Annotated in this window: 12 protein-coding genes and 1 pseudogene; 6 read left to right on the forward strand and 7 right to left on the reverse strand. The window is 60.0% G+C overall.

Annotated elements, in window-relative coordinates; all coding sequences use genetic code 11:
• A pseudogene (locus tag KGA98_RS04170) lies at window positions 1-120 on the forward strand (IS110 family transposase); the annotation flags it as partial.
• 112 nt (window positions 121-232) lie between these two features.
• Here KGA98_RS04170 and KGA98_RS04175 read toward each other — a convergent pair.
• Window positions 233-586: a YkgJ family cysteine cluster protein gene (locus KGA98_RS04175; RefSeq protein ID WP_007975156.1), complete on the reverse strand. Its 354-nt coding sequence runs from the start codon at window positions 584-586 to the stop codon at window positions 233-235.
• A 147-nt stretch (window positions 587-733) separates the two neighbouring features.
• Between KGA98_RS04175 and KGA98_RS04180 the strand changes: the two genes are divergently transcribed.
• Window positions 734-2,041, forward strand: a complete 1,308-nt coding sequence (locus KGA98_RS04180; RefSeq protein WP_223501443.1) for an NAD(P)/FAD-dependent oxidoreductase — start codon at window positions 734-736, stop codon at window positions 2,039-2,041.
• Between the two features lie 143 nt (window positions 2,042-2,184).
• On the opposite strand, the gene KGA98_RS04185 is transcribed toward KGA98_RS04180, so the two are convergent.
• Window positions 2,185-2,430 (reverse strand): DUF1127 domain-containing protein, encoded by a 246-nt coding sequence (locus tag KGA98_RS04185; protein WP_090452154.1) that lies wholly within the window; start codon window positions 2,428-2,430, stop codon window positions 2,185-2,187.
• A gap of 179 nt (window positions 2,431-2,609) precedes the next feature.
• On the opposite strand from KGA98_RS04185, the gene KGA98_RS04190 reads away from it, so the two are divergent.
• On the forward strand, window positions 2,610-4,043 hold the full coding sequence (locus KGA98_RS04190) for a PLP-dependent aminotransferase family protein (RefSeq protein WP_218494620.1): 1,434 nt from the start codon (window positions 2,610-2,612) through the stop codon (window positions 4,041-4,043).
• Between the two features lie 141 nt (window positions 4,044-4,184).
• Here KGA98_RS04190 and KGA98_RS04195 read toward each other — a convergent pair whose 3' ends face one another.
• The gene (locus KGA98_RS04195) at window positions 4,185-5,327 is read right to left on the reverse strand and encodes an MFS transporter (RefSeq protein ID WP_223501447.1); all 1,143 of its coding nucleotides are present in this window, start codon (window positions 5,325-5,327) and stop codon (window positions 4,185-4,187) included.
• A gap of 186 nt (window positions 5,328-5,513) precedes the next feature.
• Window positions 5,514-7,007: an aldehyde dehydrogenase gene (locus tag KGA98_RS04200; protein WP_057712751.1), complete on the reverse strand. Its 1,494-nt coding sequence runs from the start codon at window positions 7,005-7,007 to the stop codon at window positions 5,514-5,516.
• Window positions 7,008-7,231: 224 nt separating this feature from the next.
• Here KGA98_RS04200 and KGA98_RS04205 point away from each other — a divergent pair, with 224 nt between their 5' ends.
• The gene (locus KGA98_RS04205) at window positions 7,232-7,594 is read left to right on the forward strand and encodes a cupin domain-containing protein (RefSeq protein ID WP_057395874.1); all 363 of its coding nucleotides are present in this window, start codon (window positions 7,232-7,234) and stop codon (window positions 7,592-7,594) included.
• 209 nt (window positions 7,595-7,803) lie between these two features.
• Here the strand turns inward: KGA98_RS04205 and rpmG are convergent, their stop codons facing one another.
• Window positions 7,804-7,959, reverse strand: a complete 156-nt coding sequence (gene rpmG / locus KGA98_RS04210) for a 50S ribosomal protein L33 (RefSeq protein ID WP_003177274.1) — start codon at window positions 7,957-7,959, stop codon at window positions 7,804-7,806.
• 11 nt (window positions 7,960-7,970) lie between these two features.
• The gene (gene rpmB, locus KGA98_RS04215) at window positions 7,971-8,204 is read right to left on the reverse strand and encodes a 50S ribosomal protein L28 (RefSeq protein WP_007975166.1); all 234 of its coding nucleotides are present in this window, start codon (window positions 8,202-8,204) and stop codon (window positions 7,971-7,973) included.
• 446 nt (window positions 8,205-8,650) lie between these two features.
• Between rpmB and KGA98_RS04220 the strand changes: the two genes are divergently transcribed.
• Window positions 8,651-10,237, forward strand: a complete 1,587-nt coding sequence (locus KGA98_RS04220; RefSeq protein WP_223501450.1) for an ABC transporter substrate-binding protein — start codon at window positions 8,651-8,653, stop codon at window positions 10,235-10,237.
• A 124-nt stretch (window positions 10,238-10,361) separates the two neighbouring features.
• Here KGA98_RS04220 and radC read toward each other — a convergent pair whose 3' ends face one another.
• Window positions 10,362-11,036: a RadC family protein gene (radC, locus tag KGA98_RS04225; RefSeq protein WP_057712747.1), complete on the reverse strand. Its 675-nt coding sequence runs from the start codon at window positions 11,034-11,036 to the stop codon at window positions 10,362-10,364.
• A gap of 135 nt (window positions 11,037-11,171) precedes the next feature.
• On the opposite strand from radC, the gene coaBC reads away from it, so the two are divergent.
• Entirely contained in the window at window positions 11,172-12,380 is a 1,209-nt protein-coding gene (gene coaBC / locus KGA98_RS04230; protein WP_090452162.1) for a bifunctional phosphopantothenoylcysteine decarboxylase/phosphopantothenate--cysteine ligase CoaBC, read from the forward strand.

Consider the following 12,380-nt stretch of genomic DNA (forward strand, 5'->3'; position numbering starts at 1 on the left):
GCCAGAACTCAGGCCTTGGTCATTCTTGCCCGCAAGCTTTGCCGAGTGGCATTCGCCCTCATGAAAAACCAGAGCGAATACCAGCCGAATTTGAAGTTGCAGGGTTCCCCTGCAACATAGAATCTCCCACAATGAACCGGTTTTGAACACAAAATTCAGGCAGACTCAAATACCTGTGGGAGCGAGCTTGCTCGCGATTGAGGCAACTCGGTCCACCTGAAGACTCGCTGTTTTAAACCAACACCTGCCGGGTACTGGCCATGTACTCGAACACCTGCTTCTCCACCCGCGGATGAATCAATTCCACTGGCCCCCGCCCATTGGGGCACGGCAGGGTCTTGGTGGTGCCGAACAACCGGCAGATCAGCGGCCGTTCGTCATACACCGTGCAACCATTGGGCCCCAGGTGCACACAGTTGAGTTCTTCCATGGCGGCATCCTGCTCGGCGCGGGTCTTGCGCGGCAGGCGTGACATTTCTTCCGGCGAGGTGGTCACCGGCCCGCAGCAGTCATGGCAGCCGGGAACGCACTCGAACGAGGGAATCTGCTGTCGCAATGTGCGGATTGTCTGACTGTTGCAGCTCATTGCAGCGGTGACCAATAGCGGAATAGAGCGCGATTCTGACGCAAAAGCCCCGATCCAGACAGCACCAGCCGACCAATGTTGCCCGTCCGGGAAGGTCCGGCTTATGCTCCGTCAAGTTTTCTAAGCGCAAGCATCAGGAACACACACATGAATGCCCGTGCTCAACAGCCTGCAATGAACCACACCGCGTCCTACTACGCCGCCAGCAGTCTGCCGCAGCCTGAACTTCCGGCGCTCAAAGGCGAAGTGCTGACCGATGTCTGTGTGGTGGGCGGTGGGTTTTCGGGGTTGAACACGGCGCTTGAGCTGGCCGAACGCGGCCTCAGTGTAGTGTTGCTTGAAGCCCATAGAATCGGCTGGGGCGCCAGTGGTCGAAATGGCGGGCAACTGATTCGCGGCGTCGGCCACGGCCTCGATCAGTTCACCAACGTCATCGGTGTCGAAGGTGTTCGGCAAATGAAACTCATGGGCCTGGAAGCCGTGGAAATCGTCCGGCAACGGGTCGAGCACTTCCAGATCCCCTGTGACCTGACCTGGGGTTACTGCGACCTCGCCAACAAACCCCGAGACCTGGAAGGTTTCGCCGAGGATGCCGAAGAACTGCGCAGCCTCGGTTATCGCTACGAGACCCGTTTGCTGCAAGCCAACGAGATGCACACCGTGGTCGGCTCTACGCGTTACGTCGGCGGCCTGATCGACATGGGCTCGGGGCACCTGCATCCACTGAACCTGGCCTTGGGCGAAGCATCCGCGGCACAACGACTGGGGGTCCAGTTGTTCGAGCACTCGGCCGTGACCCGCATCGACTATGGCCCAGAGGTAAAGGTCCATGCCGCCGAGGGCTCGGTGCGCGCCAAGACCCTGGTACTGGGTTGCAATGCCTACCTCAATGACCTCAACCCGGAACTCAGCGGCAAAGTCCTGCCCGCCGGCAGCTACATCATCGCCACCGAACCATTGAGCGAAGAACGGGCCCACGCCCTTCTGCCGCAGAACATGGCGGTCTGTGACCAGCGCGTGGCGCTGGACTACTACCGGCTCTCGGCGGACCGGCGCCTGCTGTTTGGTGGTGCCTGCCATTACTCCGGCCGCGACCCGAAAGACATCGCTGCGTACATGCGTCCGAAAATGCTGGAGGTCTTCCCGCAACTGAGTGCAGTGAAGATCGATTACCAATGGGGCGGCATGATCGGTATCGGCGCCAACCGCCTGCCGCAGATCGGGCGACTCAAGGACCAGCCGAATGTGTATTACGCCCAGGCCTATTCCGGTCATGGCGTGAACGCCACGCACCTGGCCGGCAAGCTGTTGGCCGAAGCTATCAGCGGCCAGCACAGCGGCGGCTTCGATCTGTTTGCCAAGGTGCCGCACATCACATTCCCGGGTGGCAAGCATTTGCGTTCGCCGTTGCTGGCATTGGGGATGTTGTGGCATCGGTTTAAAGAGTTGGTCTGAAGGTTTAGCTGGGCCTGTACCGACGCCATCGCGAGCAAGCTCGCTCCCACAGTGTTTGGCAGTGTTCACAAAATTTGTGTTCACCACCGTTCCTTGTGGGAGCGAGCTTGCTCGCGATGAGGCCCTGAAGAACACCGCAAAACTCAGATCCGCCAGAAAGGCTTCAGCCCCTCCTCCCGCGCCTGCTCCCGCGTCAGCCCGATGTCCTTGAGCTGGTCAGCCGTCAGGGCCAGCAACGCCTTGCGCGTGTGCAGGCGACGCCAGAACCGGTCCCAGCGATTCAGGCCGGACGACGCATTGCCCATGCCCCCCTCCCGCGTGCCGTTGTTCTGCCCGGTCGCCAGCTCCTGACTGTGTAACGTCAGCCGCACATCGCTCAAACCGTTCATCTTGGATGCTCCTGTTTACTTGGGTAGCCAGAGGTTCCATGATGCGTGGGCGCGCAAGAGCATTACAGATTCAAAACAACTGTATTAATTCCATACAGTTTTGCCGATTCCGCCACTGAATCCCGATTTTTCGCCCGATCTGTACTGGTTAACCGAATCACCCTTATCGAGGCTGCACCATGACCCTTTACGTCAACCTCGCCGAATTGCTCGGCACACGTATCGAACAGGGCTTCTATCGCCCCGGTGACCGGCTGCCTTCGGTTCGGGCGCTGAGCGTCGAGCACGGCGTCAGCCTGAGCACAGTGCAGCAGGCCTATCGGGTGCTGGAGGACAGCGGGCTGGCCATGCCTCGGCCCAAGTCGGGGTACTTCGTCCCGGCCAGCCGCGAACTGCCGGATTTGCCGGCAGTCGGCCGCCCGGCCCAACGGCCGGTGGACATTTCCCAATGGGATCAAGTGCTGGAGTTGATTCGCGCCGTTCCACGCAAAGACGTGGTGCAACTGGGTCGCGGCATGCCGGACATCACCAGTGCGACCATGAAACCGCTGCTGCGTGACCTGGCGCGAATCAGCCGTCGGCAGGACATGCCCGGCCTGTATTACGACAACATCCACGGCAACCTTGAACTGCGCGAACAGATCGCTCGTCTGATGCTCGATTCCGGCTGCCAGTTGAGTGCCAGCGAACTGGTGGTGACCACTGGATGCCATGAAGCGCTGTCCACCAGTATTCGCGCGATCTGCGAGCCCGGCGACATTGTCGCGGTGGACTCGCCGAGCTTTCACGGCGCGATGCAGACCCTCAAGGGCCTGGGCATGAAGGCCCTGGAAATCCCCACCGATCCACTGACCGGCATCAGCCTCGAAGCGCTGGAACTGGCCCTGGAACAGTGGCCGATCAAGGTCATACAGTTGACCCCCAACTGCAACAACCCGTTGGGCTACATCATGCCGGAGTCGCGCAAACGCGCGTTGTTGACGCTTGCGCAGCGCTATGACGTGGCGATCATCGAGGACGATGTGTATGGCGAGCTCGCCTACACCTACCCGCGTCCGCGCACGATCAAGTCCTTCGACGAGGACGGTCGTGTCCTGTTGTGCAGTTCGTTTTCCAAGACCCTGGCACCCGGCCTGCGCATCGGCTGGGTCGCGCCCGGCCGCTATCTGGAACGGGTACTGCACATGAAATACATCAGCACCGGATCCACCGCGCCACAACCGCAGATCGCCATCGCCGAATTCCTTAAAGGTGGCCACTTCGAACCGCATTTGCGGCGGATGCGTACGCAATACCAGCGCAATCGCGACATGATGATTGATTGGGTGACCCGCTACTTCCCGGCCGGCACCCGCGCCAGTCGCCCACAGGGTAGCTTCATGCTGTGGGTCGAATTACCGGAAGGTTTCGACACCCTGAAACTGAATCGTGCATTGCACGACCAGGGCGTACAGATTGCCGTGGGCAGTATTTTTTCCGCCTCGGGCAAGTACCGCAATTGCCTGCGCATGAACTACGCTGCCAAGCCAACACCGCAGATCGAAGACGCAGTACGCAAGGTCGGTACGACAGCGATCAGACTGCTGGCGGAAAACGATCAGCTCAGCGACTGACCTTTTTTCGGGAATCAGCGTACATATGCCTATCTGCGCCGCCAAACGGAGTTGGCGGCGGCGCTTCAATGCCTGGCTGAGCAATTCGGTTGGCTGGGGACGATGTTGTAAGACTCGACCGCCACAGTCCTGCGATGCTCATCAGGCTGGCTGAGCGGTGCCAAACGCCCCTTGCCGCGACACCACAATCAGCACGCCCAAGGCCCCCACTGCCATCAGCAACGGCAACGCATGGCCGTTGATCCACTGGCTGCCGGCACCCGCCAGCAGCGGCCCGACCAAGCAACCAATCCCCCACAGCTGTGCAATATGCGCGTTGGCCCGCACCAGTGCGTCGTCGCGATAACGCTCACCGATCAGGATCAGTGACAAGGTGAACAAGCCACCGGCACTGGCGCCAAACAAGACCCACAGCGGCCAGATCAGCAGTGTGTCGATCAGCATCGGAATCGCCAGGCTCGACACCAGCAAGACGACTGCGCAGCCGGTAAACAACGCCCGCCGCGACAAACGATCGGCCAACGCACCAATCGGCAATTGCAGCACCGCATCGCCGACGACCACCGTACTGACCATCGCCAGAGCGATCTCCGTGGTGAAGCCCTGGCGCAGGCAGTAGACCGGCAACAGCGTCAAAATCATCGCCTCGAACGCAGCGAACAGCGACACCGCCCAGGCAATCGCCGGCAGGCCACGACAAAACTCAAGCAAATCACGCAGGGTCACGCTGCTGGCTTCACTGCTCGGCGCGCCACTGCGGCCCAGCAACAGGAACGGAGCCCCCATCAGCAAACCGACGCCCACCCAAAAGCCATAGTCATGCTCGGTACCGAGGAAGCCCAACAACACCGGCCCCGCCAGCTGACTCAATGCGTAGCTGCTGCCATACAGCGCCACCAGCCGCCCGCGCCATTGCTCGACCACCAGTTGATTGATCCAGCTTTCACCGATGATGAATACAAGGGTCAGGATCACCCCGATCATCAGCCGCAGCACCAACCAGATCGGATAGCTCGGCAACAGCGCCAGCAAACCGATCGAAACCGCCCCGGCCCACAGGCACAGGCGCATCAGATTGGCCGTGCCGAATCGCGCCGCCAGATGGCTGGAGATTTTCGCCCCCAGCAGGACGCCGATGGCTGGCATCGCGGCCATCACGCCAATGGCAAACGAGCCGTAGCCCCAGCTTTCCAAGCGAAACGACACCAGCGGCATGCTGACACCCAAGGCCAGGCCGACACTCAGGACAGATGCCAAAACGGCGAAATAAGTCGCCCAACGCATGTTCCACGCTCCTGTGGATATTTTTATGTACAACACAAAACATTGTGGGAGCGAGCTTGCTCGCGATGACGGAACAACATTCAACATTGAAGTCGACTGTTACACCGCTATCGCGAGCAAGCTCGCTCCCACAAGGGATCTGTGTCGTTCGGGAGGCCTGCTCTACAACAGACCTCCCTTAACGGCTTACAACTTGATCCAGGTCGCCTTCAGCTCGGTGTATTTGTCGAACGCGTGCAGGGACTTGTCGCGGCCGTTGCCGGATTGCTTGAAGCCACCGAACGGAGCGGTCATGTCGCCGCCATCGTACTGGTTGACCCACACGCTACCGGCACGCAGTGCGCGGGCGGTGAGGTGGGCCTTGGAAATGTCGGCCGTCCAGACCGCAGCGGCCAGGCCGTACGGTGTGTCGTTAGCAATCGCGATGGCTTCTTCGGCGCTGTCGAATTCGATAACCGACAGTACCGGGCCGAAGATTTCTTCCTGGGCGATTTTCATCGCATTGCTCACACCATCGAAAATCGTCGGTTCAACGTAAGTGCCGCCAGTTTCCTGGAGCGTACGCTTGCCACCGGCCACCAACCTGGCGCCGTCGGCATGACCGGACTCGATGTAGGACAGTACGGTGTTCATCTGCTGGGTATCGACCAGCGCGCCAACATTGGTCGCCGGATCCAGCGGATTGCCCGGCTTCCAGGCCTTCAGCGCCTCGATCACCAGCGGCAGGAATTTATCCTTGATCGAACGCTCCACCAGCAGGCGCGAACCGGCGGTGCAGACTTCGCCCTGGTTGAAGGCGATGGCGCCAGCAGCGGCTTCGGCAGCATCCTGCAGATTCGGCGCATCGGCGAACACGATGTTCGGGCTCTTGCCGCCGGCTTCGAGCCAGACTCGCTTCATGTTCGACTCGCCGGAGTAGATCAGCAATTGCTTGGCGATTTTGGTCGAGCCGGTGAATACCAGGGTGTCGACGTCGTTGTGCAGGGCCAAGGCCTTGCCGACGGTGTGACCGTAACCCGGCAGCACGTTCAGCACGCCTTTCGGGATGCCGGCTTCGACAGCCAGTTCGGCGATGCGAATGGCGGTCAGCGGGGATTTTTCGGACGGCTTGAGGATCACCGAGTTACCGGTGGACAGCGCAGGACCGAGTTTCCAGCACGCCATCATCAGCGGGAAGTTCCACGGCACGATGGCGCCCACAACACCCACCGGCTCACGGGTCACAAGACCCAACTGATCGTGCGGAGTGGCTGCCACTTCGTCGTAGATCTTGTCGATGGCTTCGCCGCTCCAGCTCAAGGCTTGCGCCGCGCCGGGAACGTCGATGTACAGGGAATCGCTGATCGGCTTGCCCATGTCCAGGGTTTCAAGCAGGGCCAGCTCTTCGGCGTGCTGTTTCAGCAGGCCGGCAAAACGGATCATGGTGGACTTGCGTTTGGTCGGCGCCAGACGCGACCAGACACCGGAATTGAACGTGGCGCGAGCGTTTTCCACGGCGCGCTGGGCATCGGCGGCGTCACAACTGGCAATCTTGCCGAGCAGACGGCCATCGACCGGGCTGATGCACTCGAATGTCTCGCCGGAAACGGCGTCGGTGTATTCGCCATTGATATAGGCGCGGCCTTCGATTTTCAGGTCGCGGGCACGTTGTTCCCAGTCGGCACGGGTCAGGGTGGTCATGCGAGTGTCCTCCTCTTATTGATACGACACCCGCGTTCTTCGCGGGCGCTGTCAGGAATTCTGCCCGGCCAGCCTGCTTTTCGGCCCAAGGCATCCACCACCCTAAACCAGCGGCAGGTGAAGTTTCAATATATTTGACATAACACCGGCAAACGGCCTTGCGATGTTCATTTTAATAAACATAGACTTTGGCAATACCAACGCAATGACGGGGGAATACAACAATGAGCATCCAGAATATCGTCGACTTCAGCCAGGCCACCACCGCCGCCGAACGCTATCGCCCGGATCCGACCAAAGTACTGAAGGGTGATCCAGAGCAAGTGGTGTACAACCACTACAACAGCCCTTGCGGCCAATTGAACGCTGGCGTGTGGGAAGGGGCTGTCGGCCAGTGGACGGTAAACTTCACCGAGCACGAATACTGCGAAATCGTGCAGGGGGTTTCCGTGATACGTGACCTCGACGGCAACGCCAAGACGCTGCGTGTGGGTGATCGCTTCGTGATCCCGGCAGGCTTTCGTGGCACCTGGGAAGTGCTGGAGCCATGCCGCAAGATCTATGTGGCGTTTGAACAGAAGGCTTGAAGACTAGCGTTGTCAGGGCCGGCCCCTTCGCGAGCAAGCCCGCTCCCACATTCGAGCTTCAGTGAACACCACATTTGTGTCCGGCGACAATCAAGTGTGGGAGCGGGCTTGCTCGCGAAAGGGCCCTGACAGGCACTGCATAACCCACAGGCAACAAAAAAGGCCCGTATCTCGCGATACGGGCCTTTTTCGTAAGAGGGAAAAATCAATTACTTGATTTTGCCTTCTTTGTAGATCACGTGCTTGCGAACAACCGGATCATATTTCTTGATCTCGATTTTGTCCGGAGTAGTACGCTTGTTCTTGTCGGTAGTGTAGAAGTGACCAGTACCGGCGCTCGAAATCAAACGAATCAATTCACGCATGATTAGCTCCCTTAAACCTTGCCATCGCGGCGAAGTTCGGCCAGCACGACAGTGATGCCACGCTTGTCGATGATACGCATGCCTTTGGCAGATACGCGCAGACGCACAAAACGTTTCTCTTCTTCAACCCAGAAGCGGTGATGCTGCAGGTTCGGCAGGAAACGACGACGGGTTTTGTTGTTTGCGTGGGAAATGTTATTCCCAGTCACCGGACCCTTACCGGTAACTTGACAGACTCTAGACATGCCTCAGCCCTCTAAAACCACATGCCCAACCCGGCATGGGTTGGCCGCTTAATCTCTCAGTCATTTGGCGCCAGGCGCCGCGTTTCTTTAGAGGTCTTACCGGCTACACCTACAGTGAAGGAACCGGGCCCCTAGAAAAGAGCGCTGCTTTATACCAGAAAGACTAGAGAGCAACAACATTCAGTGTGCGTTGAATTCACAAAAACCCCGTTTTTCTGGCTCCGAGCGCCTTGGACAAAGGCTATCGTCGATGGCGACCGCTCGTCGCAGAAAATCGTTCAGCGAGCCATCCAAGGGGTTTGCTCAACCGCTGCACAGCAAAATCAGTCGCCTATAGTCCCCTTAAAATGAAAAAGGGGATAGTCATTTGCAAAAGAGCCCACTAGGGTAGGCCTTTTCCAGACTGCACTTGCAGATGGGCCTTCGACCTGTATAGGAAGCCGACCATGCGCCTTGCTGCCCTACCGCTGTTGCTCGCCCCGCTTCTGCTGAGCCCACAGGCATTTGCCGCCGCCCTGAGCGTCTGCACCGAGGCCAGCCCTGAAGGGTTCGACGTGGTGCAGTACAACTCGCTGACCACCACCAATGCCTCGGCCGATGTGTTGATGAATCGCCTGGTGGACTTTGACACGGCCAGTGGCAAAGTGGTCGCCAGCCTCGCCGATAGCTGGGAAGTCAGCCCCGATGGCCTGATCTACGTGTTCAAGTTGCACCCGCAGGTGAAATTCCATCGCACCGAGTACTTCACCCCGACGCGTGACCTGAGCGCCGAAGACGTGATTTTCAGCTTCGACCGTATGCTCGACCCGGCCAATGCGTGGCACAAAGTCGCCCAGAGCGGCTTCCCGCATGCGCAATCGATGCAGTTGCCTGCATTGATCAAGAAAATCGACGCCCTCGATCCGCAGACCGTGCGCTTCACCCTCGACCACCCGGATTCGACCTTCCTGGCGACCCTGAGCATGGGTTTCGCCTCGATCTATTCGGCCGAATACGCCGACAAACTGATGAAGACCGGCACACCCGAGAAGCTCAACAGCCAGCCGATCGGCACAGGGCCGTTCGTTTTCACTCGCTTCCAGAAGGACGCATCGGTTCGCTACAAAGCCAACCCCGACTACTTCGGCGGCAAACCCTCTGTAGATCCGCTGATCTTTGCCATCACCCCGGACGCCAACGTGCGCCTGCAGAAATTGCGCCGCAACGAATGCCAGATCGCCCTGTCGCCCAAGCCTCTGGACGTACAGGAAGCGCTGAAAGAGCCGACGCTGAAGGTCGAAAAGACTGACGCGTTCATGACCGCATTCGTCGGCATCAACAGTCAGCATCCGCCACTGGACAAGCCTGAAGTCCGCCAGGCCATCAACCTTGCCTTCGACAAGGCCAACTATGTCAAAGCCGTGTTCGAAGACACTGCCGAGGCGGCCAACGGTCCGTATCCGCCCAACACCTGGAGCTACGCCAAAGGCCTGCCGGGTTACCCTCACGACATCGCCAAGGCCAAGGCCTTGATGGCCAAGGCCGGACTCAAGGACGGCTTCCAGACCACCATCTGGACCCGCCCTTCCGGCAGCCTGCTTAACCCCAATCCAAGCCTTGGTGCCCAACTGCTGCAGTCTGACCTCGCGGAAATCGGCATTCAGGCCGAAATCCGCGTGATCGAATGGGGCGAACTGATCCGCCGCGCCAAGGCCGGTGAGCACGACTTGCTGTTCATGGGCTGGGCCGGTGACAACGGTGACCCGGACAACTTCCTCACGCCGCAGTTTTCCTGCGCGGCGGTCAAGTCCGGCACCAACTTCGCCCGCTACTGCAATCAGGACCTGGACAAGCTGATCAGCGCCGGCAAGACCACTGGCGAGCAAGGTGTGCGTAGCAAACTCTACGAACAGGCCCAGGCGCAGATCCAGCAGCAGGCGTTGTGGCTACCACTGGCTCACCCGACGGCCTTCGCGCTGACGCGCAAGGATGTCGAGGGGTATTCGGTCAGCCCGTTCGGCCGGCAGGATTACTCCAAAGCGACCCTGAAATAAACGGCTGAAACCCTGTAGGAGCGAGCTCTGCTCGCGATGGACTTCAACGATGACGAGGGCTGCTTGAATGAAAACGGTGCCCCGGCCGCCATCGCGAGCAGAGCTCGCTCCTACAGTGAATCATTCACATCCAGCCATACTCCGCCATCGACAACGGGTCGCCATCACCGATGATGAAATGGTCGAGCACCCGCACGTCAATCAACTCCAGCGCCTTTTGCAGGCGCTTGGTCAGCACCCGGTCGGACTGACTTGGGTCGGTGTTGCCCGAAGGATGGTTGTGACAGAGGATCAATGCCGCTGCGTTGTTGGCCAGGGCGCGCTTGACCACCTCTCGCGGATGAACGCTGGTGTTGTCGATGGAGCCGCGGAACAGCGTCTCGAACGCCAGTACCTGATGCCTGGAATCGAGAAACAGGCAACCAAACACCTCGTGTGGCTCGTGGCGCAGCATCGATTTCAGATACTCGCGAACCGCGTGCGGACTCTCCAGTGCCGATTTATGGCGCGCACGCTCGGCCAGATGACGCCTGCTCATTTCTTGCGCAGCCTGCAACTGCGCAAATTTCGCCGGCCCAAGTCCCAACTGCTTGCTGAACGCTTCCTGATCGGCTTCAAGCAACAAACGCAGGCTGCCAAACTGATTCAACAGGTGTCGCGCCAGATCTACTGCACTTTTACCCACCACGCCGGTGCGTAAAAAGATCGCCAGCAATTCGGCATCCGAAAGGCTTCCCGCGCCCCGCTCAAGCAACCTCTCCCGCGGCCGTTCCGCCGCCGGCCAATCGCGAATACTCATAGCACCTCCCTGTCTGTGGGCACCGCTGTTCCGTAGCGGTCGCTGTGATATCGTAGCCCATCTTTTTTGCGGGCGAATTCACCCTGGGGAGGGGGTTTCGCCACGTATGTCACCAACGAATTGAAAGGCAGGCCTATGCAGCGGCTGTATCGGAAACGCATTGTTCTGGGCGTCGGCGGCGGTATCGCTGCCTACAAGAGCGCCGACCTGGTTCGCCGCCTGATCGATCAGGGCGCCGAAGTGCGCGTGGTCATGACCCGAGGCGGCGCAGAGTTCATCACCCCGCTGACCATGCAGGCCCTGTCCGGGCACCCGGTCCACCTGGACCTGCTGGACCCGGCGGCCGAGGCGGCCATGGGCCACATCGAACTGGCCAAATGGGCCGACCTGGTGCTGATCGCCCCCGCCACGGCGGACCTGATCGCCCGCCTGGCCCAAGGCATTGCCGATGATCTGCTGACCACGCTGGTGCTGGCCACCGACGCAGTGGTCGCCGTCGCGCCGGCAATGAACCAGGCGATGTGGCGCGATCCGGCGACCCAGGCCAACCTGCAAACCCTCGAAAGCCGCGACATCAAGGTTTTCGGCCCGGCCTCCGGCAGCCAGGCCTGCGGCGACGTCGGCCTGGGACGCATGCTCGAAGCCCTTGAACTGGCCCAGTGCGCCGCCGACTGCTTCCAGCGTCAGGCACTGACCGGCAAACACGTGCTGATTACGGCCGGCCCGACCCAGGAAAACATCGACCCGGTGCGCTACATCACCAACCACAGCTCCGGAAAAATGGGCTTTGCCCTGGCCGAAGCCGCTGTGGAGGCCGGTGCCCGCGTGACCCTGATCACCGGCCCCGTGCACCTGCCGACTCCGGATCGCGTCAACCGCATCGACGTGGTCAGCGCCCGCGACATGCTGGCCGCGTGTGAAGCGGCGATCCCTTGCGACCTGTTCATCGCCTCGGCAGCGGTCGCGGATTACCGTCCGGAAGTCGTCGCCCCACAGAAACTCAAGAAAGATCCTACGAACGGCGACGGCTTGTTGCTACAGATGGTGCGTAACCCGGACATCCTGGCCACCATCGCCACCCGCCCCGACCGCCCGTTCAGTGTCGGTTTTGCCGCCGAGACCGAACACCTGCTCGATTACGCTGCACGCAAGTTGAAAGACAAGAACCTCGATCTGATCGTCGCCAACGACGTCGCCAACCCGAGCATTGGCTTCAACAGCGAAGAAAACGCCTGCAGCGTCATCGACCGTGAGCTTCACGCCACACTTTTCGCCCAGACCAGCAAGAGCAAGATTGCTCGCCAGCTGATCACTTTTATCGCCGAACGTCTGAACCAGGTTTAA

Source organism: Pseudomonas sp. BF-R-24, assembly GCF_019947335.1.
GTDB classification, from domain to species: Bacteria; Pseudomonadota; Gammaproteobacteria; order Pseudomonadales; family Pseudomonadaceae; genus Aquipseudomonas; species Aquipseudomonas jessenii.

Bases quoted from the DNA above. Each gene is read 5' to 3' on its own strand.
- KGA98_RS04175 (WP_007975156.1), bottom strand. From the start codon at position 586: ATGAGCTGCAACAGTCAGACAATCCGCACATTGCGACAGCAGATTCCC.
- KGA98_RS04180 (WP_223501443.1), top strand. From the start codon at position 734: ATGAATGCCCGTGCTCAACAGCCTGCAATGAACCACACCGCGTCCTAC.
- KGA98_RS04185 (WP_090452154.1), bottom strand. From the start codon at position 2,430: ATGAACGGTTTGAGCGATGTGCGGCTGACGTTACACAGTCAGGAGCTG.
- KGA98_RS04190 (WP_218494620.1), top strand. From the start codon at position 2,610: ATGACCCTTTACGTCAACCTCGCCGAATTGCTCGGCACACGTATCGAA.
- KGA98_RS04195 (WP_223501447.1), bottom strand. From the start codon at position 5,327: ATGCGTTGGGCGACTTATTTCGCCGTTTTGGCATCTGTCCTGAGTGTC.
- KGA98_RS04200 (WP_057712751.1), bottom strand. From the start codon at position 7,007: ATGACCACCCTGACCCGTGCCGACTGGGAACAACGTGCCCGCGACCTG.
- KGA98_RS04205 (WP_057395874.1), top strand. From the start codon at position 7,232: ATGAGCATCCAGAATATCGTCGACTTCAGCCAGGCCACCACCGCCGCC.
- rpmG (WP_003177274.1), bottom strand. From the start codon at position 7,959: ATGCGTGAATTGATTCGTTTGATTTCGAGCGCCGGTACTGGTCACTTC.
- rpmB (WP_007975166.1), bottom strand. From the start codon at position 8,204: ATGTCTAGAGTCTGTCAAGTTACCGGTAAGGGTCCGGTGACTGGGAAT.
- KGA98_RS04220 (WP_223501450.1), top strand. From the start codon at position 8,651: ATGCGCCTTGCTGCCCTACCGCTGTTGCTCGCCCCGCTTCTGCTGAGC.
- radC (WP_057712747.1), bottom strand. From the start codon at position 11,036: ATGAGTATTCGCGATTGGCCGGCGGCGGAACGGCCGCGGGAGAGGTTG.
- coaBC (WP_090452162.1), top strand. From the start codon at position 11,172: ATGCAGCGGCTGTATCGGAAACGCATTGTTCTGGGCGTCGGCGGCGGT.